The following is a 15,140-nucleotide window of genomic DNA, read 5'->3' as shown; positions in this document are numbered from 1 at the left end:
AAATGCAGCTTTACAACGTTATTGAAATATAAATAATAAATTTATAGATATCCATTTATTTTTACTAGCATAGTGTTGTACTACTAGATTTATTAATATATCGTTTCACTCCCACCTCTCCCACAATATTTACACTGGCCTCTTCTCCGATAATAGTAAGCGATAGCTGCCAAACCTAACGCTACTCCCCAAGGAATCCAGAGAAGCATCGGTCCAACTGTGCCCCAGATTTGGCTGGCTAACAATCCAACTGCTGGTACAAGTTGAAATTTGACTGCGATAAAGGATGTGGTAAAGACAAAACCGGCGCTTGTTACGGCAATGGCAACACAGGTTGCTGGGATCACTGCTAATAAAACAGGGACTCTTTTACCGCCAATGAAGGGAAACCACAATGGGAATCTTTCGCCCCATTTTTGAATGAGGCCAAGAGTGAGGATGCCTCCAGCAATACATAGTGAGCCGAATACCCATTCAATAATCTGATGCATTGGATTGATGCTTGATAAATCTTGCAAGAGATTTTTGTCCATTCCTAATGGGATACCGAGCGCCCATGCTAACGGCTTATTGCATATGGCAGAGGTGCAACCACTGCTATATAGGTAATCCATTTGCCCCATCGGACGAGGAATTTCGGTTTCTGATTTTCTGATCGGCCGCAACGTTGACAGGCATTTCGCATTTTTCTTTGGTATGCTATGGCGGCAAAACCAAACAAAAAGGCACCGATAATACAGATAATCTGATTCAGCATCAGCCAATTAAATTGAAATATAAGCAAAAAGGCATAAGCCTTTGCTGCAATCATGCTTGAATCTGTTACAAAGAACAGCAATGCAACGACTGTCCCCCATAAAAATGTAAGAATAAACCATTTTGGAATGACTCTATCAGGTCTTCTTATTACCACACCAACCAATAAACCGACGACACATAGTATAACGAATAGGCTGCTTCCAACCTGTGGGGGAAGATAGGTAATGATGGCTGCGAATAATTCGAGATCCTCATTTAAGAAAGGATATCCTCCTCCACCAAGCGTCCAGTATAAGTGAAGCGCTCCGTATATCATGGACCAAACAATGATAAAGTTAGCACTTCGATTTCGTATCAATTGATCATTTGTTTTGTTAGTATTCAACTCCAACACCCTTCCATTAAAAATAAAAATCACCTTAATTTCCACTTTACTCGGCAAATGGAAAATTAAGGTGACCGGAAGTTTAAATTTTGTTTAAGTTCTGGCTTAAATAATGGAGTGTACCTTTTGAAGAACTGGATATCTCCCAATCAATGTTCATTTCTTTTGTCATGAGGGAAACGATCGACAAGCCAATACCGGCACCTTTCGCCTCTGTAGTGTGCTTAATTCCTTCTCCTTTATCTTCAATAAACAGGCATATTGTGCCCTTCCGTTCAATAACACCACTCCTTATGTATTGACCAGAGCCGGCGTATCTGGTGACATTTTGCACGAGGTTATCGACGATACATCGTACCCATAAAGGATCAACTTTCCAGATTAACGCATGATCCGGCAAATCGATCTCCACTTGAAAGCCCTCTTTTTCTAAAACAGGGTACCATTCAACAACGGCATGGTGTAATACTTCAATAACATCGATATTTTCCCGTTTTATTGGGTGTTTTCCTGCTGAAAGCAATGTATAGGTGAGTAGATTTTCTAATAATTTACCAACATCATTGAGTTTTTTAATAATGATATCTATTGACTTTATTGCTTTTGGTGAAGAAGGATCAGTCTGAACAGTGTAGGCATGCTGTTGAATGACTGTCAATGGCGTCCTGAGATCGTGAGATAAGTTGGCGATCCATTGCTTTCGAATATTTTCTTCTTCCTTCTCCCGCGCACGACTGGTTTTTAATTGTGTGACCATCTTGTTAAAAGCTTTTTCCAACTGACCTATTTCATCGCTGTTTTTAACAATAACCTCTTCTGAGATTCCAGTATGCACCGGATCTGACATAGCCATTTGAAGTCGAATAAGTCTTTTGCGAATATTTAAAAAGAACAACAAGGAGACCGTAACGATTAAAACACCTGCGATAAAAATAATGAGGATTAAAAAGAGATTTCCAGTTACCGGAGTAATTGCGAGCGTGGTAAAGGATTTTGGGATTTGAAACACCATAAACCCTTGCCTTCCATTTTCACCTATCGAAGCGGTCACAGTAAATATCTCTTGTTGCTTTTTCCTTTCAAGATAGTTGATGAGATTCATAGGTGTCCATTTCTCTGGAATGTCATTGATTTGCTTACCGATCATATGAGTTTTCCCTGTTTTATCGACCCAAAACAGCTCTGCTTTAGGATAACGATCTTGTATCTTACCTAGCGTTTTATTGATGGTATCCCCTTTAGCTTCTTTAAGTTGTTCAGTTGCACGGTCCCACATATTTACTATTTCCTGCGGCTCATGTATCTCACCTTGTTTAAGCAAGATGTCAGGTAAATAATAGATTGCTGGTAAAATGGGCCACATGAGTAAAGAGGCGAAAATTAGTAACAAATATTTAGTGACAAGCGATTTTCTAAGATTCATATCTTCAACCGATATCCAATGCCGCGAATTGTCTCAATTATTTTGGGATCACTGGGGTCGAGTTCTATTTTTTCACGCATGTGACGGATGTGTACCATTAGGGTTTTATCCCCTTTTATATAGGGATCATTCCACACAGCTTCATATATTTGCCGTTGAGTCAAAATTTGATTTAAATGATCTAGTAGATACATAAAGATATGAAACTGTTTACCGGTGAGAAGAATTTCCGTGTTAGTTTCTTCATTCAAAATGCGGTTGGCTTTCCGATCAATCCTCAAATGATTCAGCTGAATCAGATCGCTCGAAACAGCACCTGAGCGCCTTAGCAGGATTTGAATCCGCGCTTCAAGTTCATCAGGATGATACGGTTTCGTCATATAATCATCTGCAAAGGCAAGCCCCTGCAGCTTATCTTCTATGGAAGTTCTAGCTGTGAGCAGCACAATAGGTATTTCAGGGAACTTCTGCTTCATGCGCTGACCGACCGTGTAACCGTCAAGACCAGGAAGCATGATGTCCATGATCACAATATCCATTTGCTCCATATGTTCTAAAGCATGATGCCCTGACTTCAACCAAATCACTTTATATCTGCGCTCAGTAAAAAACTCACTAACCCATGAGCCGATTTCTTCATCATCTTCAATATGAAGGATTGTAAAACCCATTATTTTTCACTCCTTGCAAATTTATTTATCTAAAATTGTACTTATTTCATTAATGATCTAGAATTACTTTTTATGGTTTGAAGAAGAATTCGACAGCTTCCAATTCAACACCTTCTCTATAATTCTAGTATGTATTACATTTATCGTTCTTGTATATGATTCATTTAAATTTGATAAGGAGAGGTAGTTTTTACATTTACTATTTAATTGTTTAGGTGATCCTACAGTTTACATAATTATTTTCTAGTAAACTATTTTAACCAATTTTCCGCTTAGAAACTTTAATTAGTTAAAGCTAAAATAATTGATGCTGTAAATATAATTATCTTATTTAAAAGAGCCTATGTTTATAAATTTTTTAAAAACATAGGCTCTCAACATATTTTAATGGATTATTCATACCTTTTTAAAACGATAGCAGAATTGTGGCCGCCAAAGCCAAATGAGTTGGATAAACCTATTTCAAGCGAAACATGTCTTGCACCTTCAGAAACATAATCCAAATCACATTCAGGATCAGGATTTTCTAAATTTATGGTTGGTGGTACAATACCATGTCTTAGGGTTTTCACTAAAGCAATAGCCTCAGCCCCACCGGCAGCACCTAACATATGACCTAGCATGGATTTGTTAGCCGTAGTTGGAATTTGATAAGCATATTCTCCAAACAACCGCTTTATGGCTAGTGTCTCAGATAGGTCACCTACCTGTGTACTTGTTGCATGGGCGCTGATAATATCTACTTCATCGGCTGATAGATTTGCCTTCATCAATGCATTTTTCATCGCCGAAAAGGCCCCATTTCCTTCTGGATGTGTTGCTACCATATGATATGCATCTGAGCTTGCTCCATACCCAATCACTTCACTATAAATTTGGGCACCTCTTCGTACCGCGTGGTCCAGTGATTCTAACACTACTATCCCCGCTCCTTCACTCATCACAAATCCATCTCTCTTTGCATCAAATGGACGACTTGCTAAAGTTGGTTCCTCATTCCTCATTGATAAAGCTGTTGCATTTCCGAAACTTGCTAACGATAAATTCGTTATTGCCGCTTCTGCTCCGCCTGCAAATATCACATCCGCTTCGCCGTTTCGAATGATGTTGAACGCCTCACCGATAGACGTGTTACCAATAGAACATGCAGTTACTGGTGACAACGAAGGACCTAGTGCTCCAAATCTAATACTGATTTGAGCTGCTGCTGCATTCGAAATCATCATAGGTACCAAGCCAGGACTTACCCTTCCCGGTCCTCGTTCGTTAAGTAAATTAACATTATCAATTAGGGTATTGATTCCGCCAATTCCGGAACCGATGTATACTCCAAAACGTTCACGGTCGATCTTGTCTAGCTGTAATTGGGAATCTTCAAATGCTTGCTCTGCTGCAGCTAAAGCAAACTGGCAAAATCGATCCATTTTCCTAGCCTCTTTTCGTCCCCAGCGGCTCTCAGGATCAAAATCGTGCACAATACCTGCTATTTTTGTTTTTGAATGAGATACATCAATAGTATCAATCAAGGAAATGCCAGAACGGCCTTCCACTAAATGGCTCCAAAACGTTTCTACATTATTTCCAAGGGGTGAAATAACACCCATTCCAGTAATAACTACTCTACTCAATATAACCCCTCCCAACATCTTCTTGTGTTTATTTTACTCGATCGTTATCCTATTACAAGTTGTTGTTTATCATGGTATAATTAGTACTACGATAAGGAAGGAGTCCATCATGAAACCAGAAACGAGACTTCAAGCGCTGTCGGAATTTTTAAAAACGCAGCGTTCCAAAATACATCCGCATATGGTTGGACTACCTGTCGGGGGTCGCAGAAGAACACCCGGTCTCCGTCGAGAAGAAGTTGCCCAGTTGGCTGGTGTCAGTACCACCTGGTATACATGGTTAGAGCAAGGAAGAGATATTAAAGTGTCTATTTCAGTTTTAGATGCGATATGTAACGCCTTACAATTAAACACTGATGAACGAAAATATTTATATGCATTAGCCCTTGAAGAAGGATCAAAACCAAATATTACGATTGAAAAAGAAACAAAAATCAGCTCGTCATTAGAGAAAATCCTGCAAGAACTTCAATATTGTCCAACGATCATTTCGGACAGACACTGCCATATTGTTGGCTGGAATCAGGCGGCAAGGCATGTGTTTTTAGATTTTGACAAGATTCCCCCGGAAAAGCGAAATCTCATTAACCTTTTATTCTCAAGAAAGGAATTTAGAAGTTTAGCTGTTAATTGGGAACATTTTGTAAAAGGATTTCTAGCCATTTTTCGAACCTACTACGGCCAATATATGGCCGACCAGTGGTATTCAACTTTTGTTCAGCAGATGGAACAAGAGTATCCGGAATTTCAGGAACTATGGAATCAAAGCGAAGTAAGTTCAGCACCAGAGGTAATAATCGAATTTCGTCATGCTAAAGCTGGAAAAATGTTATTTAACCTGACTTCTTTACAGGTTCAAGGAGAAAATGATCTCCGATGCAGTGTATATACTCCTGTCGATCAAACTGGTACTGAAGCTAAGTTAAAGCGCCTAATAGAAAATAACTCATAAAATTTAGGTATATAATGACAAACTTGTCGAATGCTATTTAATAAAAAATAGGAGTATATAACATGCCAGAAAAAGAAGAAGTAAATGAAATGAAATATAGTATTTGGAATACGAATACGGAAGAGATTGATTTGGAGCAGAATGTAACAAATAGAGCAAATTCATTTAAGAAATCTTTGAACAAGCTGGGAGAAGCAGCTAAGCTGGATGATGAGATGAATTAAGCTTTTTAAACCACAATAGATTCTTCTTTTATGGGGCTGCCTCTGTGCTTCGAGACAGCCCCCATTTTCTTCCTATTAAAAATCTCTATCTCTTCTCTTTATCCTGCTCACTTTCATTTCCTACAGCAATTGGATTGTCTGGATAGGTAATCCAATCGCTCCAGCTCCCTGGGTATAGCGTCACATTTGGATATCCTGCTTCTTTTAAAGCAAGAATATTCGGACATGCTGAAACTCCAGATCCGCAATAAACGATGACTTCCTTATCTAGAGGAACGTCAGAGAAATAAGCAATTAACTCATCCCTTTTCTTAAAGCTTCCTTCTTCATTCAAAACATCTTTCCAAAAATAATTTTTTGCACCTGGTATATGTCCAGCTACTGGATCTATCGGTTCGAATTCGCCTAGATAACGTGGATTTTCCCTTGAATCAATTAGAATGGTATCTGGGTGATGAAGCTTTTTATTCACCTCTCTATGATCAACCCATTTCCACTCAGGATTTACACGCGGATGGAATGTTTCAACTGAAGGATTAGGTATAACCGTGCTAATTTGGTTGTTTTCACTTGTCCATTTTCTCCAGCCTCCATCTAATACAGCTGAATTGATAACTCCTATGTAGTGAAGCAGCCACCAAAGCCTTGAAGCAATCATTCCGCCTTGATCATCATAAATAACGACTTGTGAATCATGGTTGATTCCAAGTTCACCTAAGTTTCTCGCTAATAAGTCTGTATCTGGCAAAGGATGACGCCCGCCATGCTGGTCAATAGGATCTGAAAGATGTTTTTCAAGATCAGCATAAACAGCACCCGGTATATGTCCTTCTATATATTGATGATATCCTTCCAGTGGATTGCCTAAATTAAAACGTGTATCGACGATGACCAGTTTATTATTCTTTTTTTCAATTTCAGCAGCAAGCCATTTTGTACTGACAATATTTTGCATAGTCATTCTCCTTGTCATAATGATTATCAATGCTTATTCAAAGTTTATTAAACTAGTGGTTTTTCCAATCATACCATTATATCTAATAAGTCTTCCATTATTGAATTCTTTTACACTCTCTTGCCTTCAGTAATATTTTACAAATAAGAGTGCAATAAGAGATAATAATAGTATGTATTGTTTTGAATCGGAGGGAGAACATGAGAATCGTCATTGCAGGTGGATCAGGGTTTATTGGACAAAAATTAACCGACACCCTTGTCCAAGAAGGACATGAAATTGTCATCCTATCAAGGAAGAAGAAAAACTCTTCAGGTCAAATTTCGTATATACAATGGCTTGAAAAAGGCACTGCTCCTGAAAAAGAGATAAAACTTGCCGATGCCTTCATCAATTTAGCTGGTGTTTCCATTAATGCAGGACGATGGAATTCAGCCCATAGGAAGCAGATTTATCACAGCCGAATGAAAGCAACGGATGAGATAATACGAATTATATCAGCCCTGCCTAAAAAGCCGTCTGTTTATATTAATGCAAGTGCGATCGGTATATACCCCCCTTCACTAACAAGTGTATATACGGAGGATACATTTGAACCAGCAAATGATTTTTTAGGTAAAACGGTATATGACTGGGAAGCAAAAGCCAAACAGGTAGAATCCCTTGAAATTCGTGCTGTTTTAATGAGATTCGGTGTTGTTCTTGGCAAAAAAGAAGGTGCACTTCCTCTTATGGTGCTTCCCTACCGTCTGTTTGCAGGAGGAACTGTTGGCAGCGGTGAACAATGGGTGTCGTGGGTTCATGTAGCAGATGTTGTCCGATCCATCGCCTTTGTTATAAAAAATGATAGGATCTTTGGGCCTGTCAACGTTACAGCTCCATCACCAGTAAAGATGAAGGAATTTGGCAGGACAATTGGTTCCATTTTACATCGCCCTCATTGGCTTCCTGTCCCTTCGATCGCAATGAAGCTCCTCCTTGGACAAAAAAGCAAACTTGTACTAGAAGGTCAGCATGTTATCCCTAAGGTATTGCTTGAAGAAGGATTTAATTTCAATTTTTCATCATTAGATTCAGCTTTGGTGGATTTGCTGAAAATACAGTAGGCAGTTTATGTTTAATTTTATTATCACATTTTAAAAAGTCCAGAAACGTTCGGCATAGGTTTTTGGACTTTTTCACCCATCTTTCTTATCCTTTTCAGCGAGAAATTGCCCAATTTAGTTTCTCGGCTAACAAGCTTGAGACATTTTTATTCAGCATGCCTTCTTTTGTGTGTGCCGGAGTAAAGCAGCATACCTTCCCTTTTCCATAGGAATGTTTCCAGCCTCCAATGGAATCTCCATCGGCTCCTGTACTCCAAAGGTCAATTTCGGTCTTTGCATGATCACAAATCACAAAATATTGTTCGTCAGAGAGTAAAAATGTCTGTTCTCCCGTATTTTCTTTATCCTTATAACTATATGTAACCTCTTGAAGTCCTGGCGGATGATAATCGAAATAGCCACTCAGCATTTGAATGTACCTGCTGTCACTTGGATAGCTGGCCAAACCGGCATGCCAAGCCAGCATGCTTCCTCCTGCCTTTACATAATTGACAATTTTATCATCCAATTCATCTGTCAACCATGTCATAACATGCTTATCCTTTGGATTAAGCTCGTTCATTTTTGCATTAATAAATAATGGCGGTTTCTCATCAAGTGCTTGTGAAACATCTGTATGTGTTAAGTATTGAACTCTAATTTCGGTGTTGTAAGGCAATCTTGATAGTGCTGCTTCTAAGCCTGCTTGCGCAGCATCAGCTTCATGCCAGTAATCACCTAATAGGGCAACGATTTTTTTCATTTATCATACACCATCCAATTCCTTTAATGCTTTGTTTCATTGATCAAAGATCCTATTCTTGCCTTCTATCAACCTATCCATTTTTATTTATCTGGAAAACTTTATCTTGCTTGCTGCACTTACATTGATATAATAGTATTAAAGCTCTACCATACTACTATGATACCAAAGGAGAGGTAAAATGAAAACGACTACAAATCCTAACAAACCTATTGTCGAGCATATTTTTACTGCTGACCCGTCTGCACATGTTTTTGAAGGGAAAATTTATATCTATCCTTCCCATGATATTGACCATGATGGACCAACAAATGATAATGGTGACCAGTATGCGATGGAAGATTATCATGTATTGTCGATGGATAACTTTTCATCTCCATGTGTCGACCACGGTGAAGTCCTTCATCTAAAAGATATACCATGGGCAAAAAAACAGTTATGGGCACCAGATGCTGCCTATAAAAACAATACTTATTATTTGTTCTTCCCTGCAAGAGACCATGACGAAATCTTTAGAATTGGTGTTGCAACAAGCTCTAATCCTGCAGGTCCATTTACACCTCAAGAAACGTACATTCCAGGAAGCTTTAGCATCGATCCTGCCGTATTAGTTGATGATAATGACAAGGCCTATGTTTATTTTGGCGGTCTCTGGGGCGGACAATTAGAAAAATGGCAAACTGGCAGTTTTCATCCTGATGGAAAAGAACCTGCTCCAACAGAGCCTGCATTAGGGCCGATAGTAGCTGAATTAAGCGAAGACATGCTTCGTTTTAAAGGTGATCCGCAGGAAATAAAAATTGTAGATGAAGATGGCAATCCTATCCTTGCTGGTGATGAAGAAAGAAGATTCTTTGAAGGTGCATGGGTTCATAAATACAATGGATATTATTACCTTTCTTATTCAACAGGTACCACTCATTATATTGTTTATGCTATAAGTAAAAATCCACTAGGACCTTATGTGTATAAAGGAAAAATTCTCACTCCTGTTATCGGTTGGACGACCCATCACTCGATCGTGCAATTTGAAGAAAAATGGTATTTATTCTATCACGATAGCTCATTATCGGACGGTGTTAACCATAAACGAAGTGTAAAATACACTGAACTAACCTATAACGAGGACGGTACGATCCAAACAATTGATCCTTATAAAGAATGATGCTAGTTATGCAGGTCAACTTAGTTGGTTGATTAATTCAACTAAGTTGACCTGCATTTTATAAAGATGAATATTCTTCGTTACCAGTTCATCTTATTCCCCTTAAAATCAATAAACATATGGTCACTATGCATTGGTGATTTCAGGATTTGCTCCTTAATTCCAGTTGCTGATTCGATTGCATCAAGGGTAGCATCTTGATTAAATTCACCAAAAATATAAGTTTTAACATATCCTGGATGGAAGGCTAGCACCTTTATCCCATCCTCATCTACCTGATTTTGCATGATTGTTAATTGCATGTTTAAAGCTGCCTTTGACATACAATAACCATACTCCTTTTTACGCCAAGAATCTGCTATGCTTCCTGCCTCTGATGAGATATTCGCCAAGATTTTATGTGTGCCTTTACGTAATAATGGAACAACAGACTTAGAAACGCGTAATGGTCCTAATGCATTCGTATCATACAGCTTCAGCATATCCTCATAATTAAATTCTCCAAAGAGATCCTCTGAACGATCCTTGTAAATGGCCGCATTATTAATTAAAATATCCAACTTCCCTGCTCGTTCCTCAATCACATTTGCTGCTGCATCGACTGATTGCTGATCTGTTACATCCAAAGTAAGAATCTCTAAATCCTCTCCATACAATTTTTGCAACTCACCAAGCTCTAGCCAATTTTCCAAATAGCGTCCTGCGAACACTTTAAAATTCGCTTCAAGAAAAACCTTTGCCAGTGCAAGTCCTAATCCCCTGTCTGCACCTGTAATATAAATCGTACTTTTCAATCGTACCAATCCCCCTGTTCATTTGAAAACACTTTCATCCATATTGTTATTCTCTATTAGAAAGCGTTTTCCTTCAAAAATAATTTTCTGAAAATATAGTATTTTAATAGAAGCTGCTTTACACTATAGGTAGACTAATTTAACTTAACCGCTTAAATCAAAGAAGGATGAAAGATGACATGGGAATATTTTTACTCTTGTTAAGTACGTTGATGTGGAGCTTTGTCAGCATATTTGTGAAAGCGGCTTCTGCTTCGGTAGATAGCTATACGATTACGTTTTTGCGTTTTTTTATTGGTGTGATTTTTTTGTTGCTGTTTGTTTTGATTAGCAAACGAAAAGTTACGATTACTTGGAGATCGAAGTGGATTTGGTATGGAGCATTAGGGAAAATAATGAATTATCTTTTTGAAAATTTTGGTGTTTCAATTGGCTTTGCATACGAGCAAATTCTTATTTCACCTTTTTTGTCAATATTTATGCTGCTTTTTTCGATTTTTTATTTTAAGGAAAGAGCCTCATTTCTTTCTTGGATCTCCTTGGCATTTTGTCTTTTAGGTGTTATTTTGATTAGCTGGAATGGTATGCCGATTCAAGAATTATTAAAGTTCGATCTCTTCTTGACGTTCATTTTTGCTTTATCCGCCCTTGGAGCCAGTTTTCATTATGTTAGTCAAAAAATATTAATTCAAACGATGGATTCTGCTGATATGAATTTGTCGATCTTTTTATGGTGCAGCTTAATAACAACACTGCAGCTGCCTTCCCAATTTCAGTGGACTGGTGGATTTAACGGATTGACGATCTTTGCTTTAATCGCGTTAGGCTTTATTACTGGTATCAGCTTTTTAATTTATGCGAAATCATTAAAGCAAGTCTCGTTTTTAGCAGCTGCAATCCTTGTTAATTCAAGTGTCTTATTTACTCTCCTTTGGTCTTGGCTATTTTACAATGAGCCCATTACACCATATGTTCTCACTGGATCTCTGTTATTTATAATTGGGATGATTTTGGTCAGTTTACCTGGAGCGAGAATTTCAAAAGATAAGCAAGTATCTAAAACAAGTTCTTTATAAATTAAGTCTGTTCTCGCAAACTTAGCTGCTTTTTACCAAGTTGTGCGGAATATTTCATTGCAGTGAGAGAATCCTTCGCTTAGCGTGGTTCGGGCAATGAGCCTCCTTTTCGTAAACACCTGTATAAATCTCATCTGTCCTGCTTCTCTATGTAGGAGTCTAGTAACCAGCACAAATCAACCTTAAACAGTTTTCGGCAAAGAGCCTATATAAAAAACAACAATCTCTTTGAAAAGACCATAATCAAAGGCGCTATCCTAATTTGGAAGCGCCTTGTTTGATCTCATTTATCTTATTAATTAATTCCCCACTAATCCAGCTGAAGCCTTTTTATCAGAAGACTCTTTTTCTACTGTATCTTCTGCTTGTGTTGCCCGTTTGATGAAGAATGCTAAAATCAGAGCCACAGCAGCGATGAACGATGAAATAAAGAAAGAAAAATTAATTCCTTCCAGCATAGCTTTCATCGCAATTTGATGCTGCATTTCCGCTATTGCAGCTTCTGTTGGCTGACCTGCATATTGTTTTGCTGATTCTGCCGCTAAGTCAACCGCAGCTGATTCGGTGCGGTTTGACATAATCGTAACCAATAAGGCAGTTCCAATTGCTCCTGACACTTGGTTTAAGGTATTATTCATCGCGGTACCATGCGGATAGAAGCGCGCTGGCAATTGATTTAATCCATTTGTTGAGACCGGCATCATAACCATTGAGATCCCGAACATGCGAAACGCGTGTAAAATCATTAGATGCGTGTAAGTTGTATCTAATGTTAAAGTACTAAACAGATACGTAGTAACTGTTGTAATAGTTAAACCGGTAATTGCTAAAATCTTTCCGCCGAACTTATCGAATAATCTTCCAGTGACCGGTGACATTAAAGCCATGACCAGTGCACCAGGAAGCATCATTAGCCCCGCATCAAATGGTGATATGCCGCGAATGGTTTGTACGTAAATTGGCAAAAGCAGCATCCCAGAAAACATCGCCATGTTTAGAACCATTGAAATTGATGATGATAAGGCAAACATCGGATATTTAAAGATGCCGAAATTTAACATTGGATTATCCTGTTTCGTTTGACGAAGGATAAAAGTTATCAGTGAAGCAACTCCAATGATAATAGTTAAATAGACTTGAGGGTTATCCCAGCCTTTGTCTCCAGCTGAGCTAAAGCCGTAAAGAATTCCGCCAAAACCGATGCTTGATAATAGAAGTGAAATAACATCTAACCGAATATTCACTTTTTCCTTCTTGTCTTTTAATAAGAAAAAACCAATAAGTAAAATCACAATTGCAATTGGTGTAATAAAGTGGAAAAGCATTCTCCAGTCGTAATGCTCAATGATCCATCCTGATAAAGTCGGGCCTATTGCAGGGGCAGCCATTAAAATTAACCCAAAAATCCCCATTGCAGTTCCCCTTTTTTCAATTGGAAAGCTAACAAGCATGACATTCATTAAGAGAGGCATCATGATTGCCGATCCAGAAGCCTGCAGCATCCTTCCTGCTAATAAAACCGAAAATAAATCGGTGAATCCAGCAACAATCGTTCCGATCGCAAATAATCCCATTGCTGATAAGAAGAGGCGGCGCACAGAGTACTTTTGAATTAAGAATGCAGTTGTCGGAATCATAATTCCATTAACCAACATGAATCCTGTCGTCAACCATTGAACCGTTGAAGCATTAATTTCTAAATCTTTCATAATGGAAGGCAGAGCGATATTTAATAATGTGTTATTTAAAAAAGCTATAAAAGCACCAATCATAAGAATCGCAAGAATTCCATAGTTTGGTCCTTTCGCCTGTTTTGTCGTTTGATCCATATAGTTCCCCCTCTAAACGTAGAGTTCAATTTTTATACCTTCAGTTTACGCATAGAATATAATATACCAATGGTTCAGATAATGCAATAAAAAAATATCCTTTTAGGATAAGGGGTTTGTGAATTACTAAAAAATAAGGTACTATAAATTTATACTTGCAGTACAAAAAGGAAATCATGAATTTTTTCTTATAAAATAGATTATTTATCTAAAGGTGATGAAAAGTGAACGACCGAAAACAGCATGTGATCAAAATGGCCCACCAATTATTTATCGAACGAGGATTTCAAAACACCTCTATTCAAGATATATTGGAATATAGCGGTATTTCGAAAGGAACGTTTTATAATTATTTTTCATCTAAAAATGAGTTATTAATTGCTCTTTTCAGAGAGATTTTTAAGAAAATCAATAAAGAACGCAACGAATTGCTAATTGGCCAAGATCGATCCAATATCGATTTATTTATAAAGCAGCTTGATTTGCAATTAAATACTAATAATAAAAACAAATTATTTACCCTATTTGAGGAGGTTCTTGTTTCAAATGATGCCGAGCTGAAACAATTTATGAAGGAAGGCCAATTAAAGATGCTACACTGGGTTTTCCAGCGTTTTCTAGAAATTTTCGGTGAAGAAAAAAAGCCCTATTTGTTAGATTGCGCCATTATGTTTATGGGCATCTTACATCATAATATGAAGTATTATCAAATGGATCATGATTTGAATACAGGCGTACACGAAGTCGTCCACTACAGTGTTAGCCGAATTAAGAATATTGTTGAGGAGCTTGCCGAAACTGGTGAGCAATTAAACAAACCCGAGCTTTTAGAAAGCCTTATTCCAGAATTGAGAAAAAGTGAGCCTGCCTTTCAAGAAGAGCTTAGTCAAGTCATAGGATTATTAAAGAAGAATGTGAATGGACATAAAGATCAAGCGAAATACGCTGAATTACTGGATTTTGTTCGAGATGAATTCTTGCACGGAAAAGATCCTCGTAAATTTTTAATCGAAAGCACCTTATTCACATTGAAGAAGGATCACATTCATTTTGAGGAAGATCAGCTTGAGAAGCTTGAACGACTTGTTTCACGTTTTTTTACTGAACGTGATGGGATTGAGATTAAATGAGTGTATTTAGAAAATCGTATTGGATGAAAGTAATAGATTATACTTTGTTTGATGGGTGGCTCAGAAGGCTTAGATGATTGCCTTTTGATCTACCTTTTTTTGGGGTTCCTGAGAGTATTTGTATATTTACTAATATTCAAAATATATAATATGTTATCAGTGATAGTCTTGGTTTATCTTCAGCTATTTCCTAAGTATCAGCGACACTTAGCAATATATCGGTAGAATGGTATTATTCACTAGTGACTTTTCACCGCAGTATAGATCTCGACGAACTATCCCAAGCCACCAGATGATTAGC

The 15,140-nt window shown here is 37.9% G+C and carries 15 protein-coding genes; 6 read left to right on the top strand and 9 right to left on the bottom strand.

Translation table 11 applies throughout. The features are described 5' to 3' along the window. Positions 1 to 92: 92 nt before the first annotated feature. From WQ54_RS32055 to fabF, 5 genes are all read right to left on the bottom strand, one after another. Positions 93 to 614, bottom strand: coding sequence for a hypothetical protein (locus WQ54_RS32055; protein WP_156178038.1), 522 nt, complete (start codon positions 612 to 614; stop codon positions 93 to 95). Then, positions 560 to 1,144 (bottom strand): hypothetical protein, encoded by a 585-nt coding sequence (locus WQ54_RS32050; RefSeq protein WP_156178037.1) that lies wholly within the window; start codon positions 1,142 to 1,144, stop codon positions 560 to 562. The genes WQ54_RS32055 and WQ54_RS32050 overlap by 55 nt, the downstream gene beginning before the upstream one ends. Positions 1,145 to 1,226: 82 nt before the next feature. Next, positions 1,227 to 2,567, bottom strand: coding sequence for a HAMP domain-containing sensor histidine kinase (locus tag WQ54_RS21130; protein WP_046587028.1), 1,341 nt, complete (start codon positions 2,565 to 2,567; stop codon positions 1,227 to 1,229). After that, positions 2,564 to 3,238 carry a response regulator transcription factor gene (locus WQ54_RS21125; protein WP_046587025.1) on the bottom strand — a complete coding sequence of 225 codons (675 nt, stop codon included), beginning with the start codon at positions 3,236 to 3,238 and terminating at the stop codon, positions 2,564 to 2,566. The genes WQ54_RS21130 and WQ54_RS21125 overlap by 4 nt, the downstream gene beginning before the upstream one ends. A gap of 392 nt (positions 3,239 to 3,630) precedes the next feature. Beyond that, the gene (gene fabF / locus WQ54_RS21120; RefSeq protein ID WP_046587023.1) at positions 3,631 to 4,866 is read right to left on the bottom strand and encodes a beta-ketoacyl-ACP synthase II; all 1,236 of its coding nucleotides are present in this window, start codon (positions 4,864 to 4,866) and stop codon (positions 3,631 to 3,633) included. A 109-nt stretch (positions 4,867 to 4,975) separates the two neighbouring features. Between fabF and WQ54_RS21115 the strand changes: the two genes are divergently transcribed. After that, entirely contained in the window at positions 4,976 to 5,818 is an 843-nt protein-coding gene (locus WQ54_RS21115; protein WP_046587022.1) for a helix-turn-helix transcriptional regulator, read from the top strand. Between the two features lie 62 nt (positions 5,819 to 5,880). Continuing rightward, a complete protein-coding gene (locus WQ54_RS33830; protein WP_156178036.1) occupies positions 5,881 to 6,042 on the top strand; it encodes a hypothetical protein in 162 nt (53 codons plus the stop codon). Positions 6,043 to 6,127: 85 nt separating this feature from the next. Here WQ54_RS33830 and WQ54_RS21110 read toward each other — a convergent pair whose 3' ends face one another. Then, positions 6,128 to 6,997 (bottom strand): sulfurtransferase, encoded by an 870-nt coding sequence (locus tag WQ54_RS21110; RefSeq protein ID WP_046587020.1) that lies wholly within the window; start codon positions 6,995 to 6,997, stop codon positions 6,128 to 6,130. Positions 6,998 to 7,197: 200 nt separating this feature from the next. Between WQ54_RS21110 and WQ54_RS21105 the strand changes: the two genes are divergently transcribed. Further along, positions 7,198 to 8,103, top strand: coding sequence for a TIGR01777 family oxidoreductase (locus WQ54_RS21105; protein ID WP_046587018.1), 906 nt, complete (start codon positions 7,198 to 7,200; stop codon positions 8,101 to 8,103). 94 nt (positions 8,104 to 8,197) lie between these two features. On the opposite strand, the gene WQ54_RS21100 is transcribed toward WQ54_RS21105, so the two are convergent. Then, complete coding sequence (locus WQ54_RS21100) at positions 8,198 to 8,845, bottom strand: ThuA domain-containing protein (RefSeq protein WP_046587016.1); 648 nt, start codon at positions 8,843 to 8,845, stop codon at positions 8,198 to 8,200. Positions 8,846 to 9,026: 181 nt separating this feature from the next. Here WQ54_RS21100 and WQ54_RS21095 point away from each other — a divergent pair, with 181 nt between their 5' ends. After that, entirely contained in the window at positions 9,027 to 10,010 is a 984-nt protein-coding gene (locus WQ54_RS21095; protein WP_046587015.1) for a glycoside hydrolase family 43 protein, read from the top strand. A gap of 80 nt (positions 10,011 to 10,090) precedes the next feature. On the opposite strand, the gene WQ54_RS21090 is transcribed toward WQ54_RS21095, so the two are convergent. Further along, positions 10,091 to 10,804, bottom strand: a complete 714-nt coding sequence (locus WQ54_RS21090) for an SDR family oxidoreductase (protein ID WP_046587013.1) — start codon at positions 10,802 to 10,804, stop codon at positions 10,091 to 10,093. 179 nt (positions 10,805 to 10,983) lie between these two features. Between WQ54_RS21090 and WQ54_RS21085 the strand changes: the two genes are divergently transcribed. Beyond that, positions 10,984 to 11,880, top strand: coding sequence for a DMT family transporter (locus tag WQ54_RS21085; protein ID WP_046587011.1), 897 nt, complete (start codon positions 10,984 to 10,986; stop codon positions 11,878 to 11,880). Positions 11,881 to 12,179: 299 nt separating this feature from the next. On the opposite strand, the gene WQ54_RS21080 is transcribed toward WQ54_RS21085, so the two are convergent. Next, the gene (locus WQ54_RS21080; RefSeq protein WP_046587009.1) at positions 12,180 to 13,709 is read right to left on the bottom strand and encodes a DHA2 family efflux MFS transporter permease subunit; all 1,530 of its coding nucleotides are present in this window, start codon (positions 13,707 to 13,709) and stop codon (positions 12,180 to 12,182) included. Between the two features lie 224 nt (positions 13,710 to 13,933). Between WQ54_RS21080 and WQ54_RS21075 the strand changes: the two genes are divergently transcribed. Further along, complete coding sequence (locus tag WQ54_RS21075) at positions 13,934 to 14,839, top strand: TetR family transcriptional regulator (protein WP_046587007.1); 906 nt, start codon at positions 13,934 to 13,936, stop codon at positions 14,837 to 14,839. Positions 14,840 to 15,140 lie beyond the last annotated feature (301 nt).

This window comes from Bacillus sp. SA1-12, from assembly GCF_000981385.1.
In the GTDB taxonomy this organism is placed as follows: domain Bacteria; phylum Bacillota; class Bacilli; order Bacillales; family Bacillaceae; genus Metabacillus.
The sequence above is the reverse complement of the archived record's forward strand: the minus strand, read 5'-3'. Positions and strand labels throughout refer to the sequence as shown.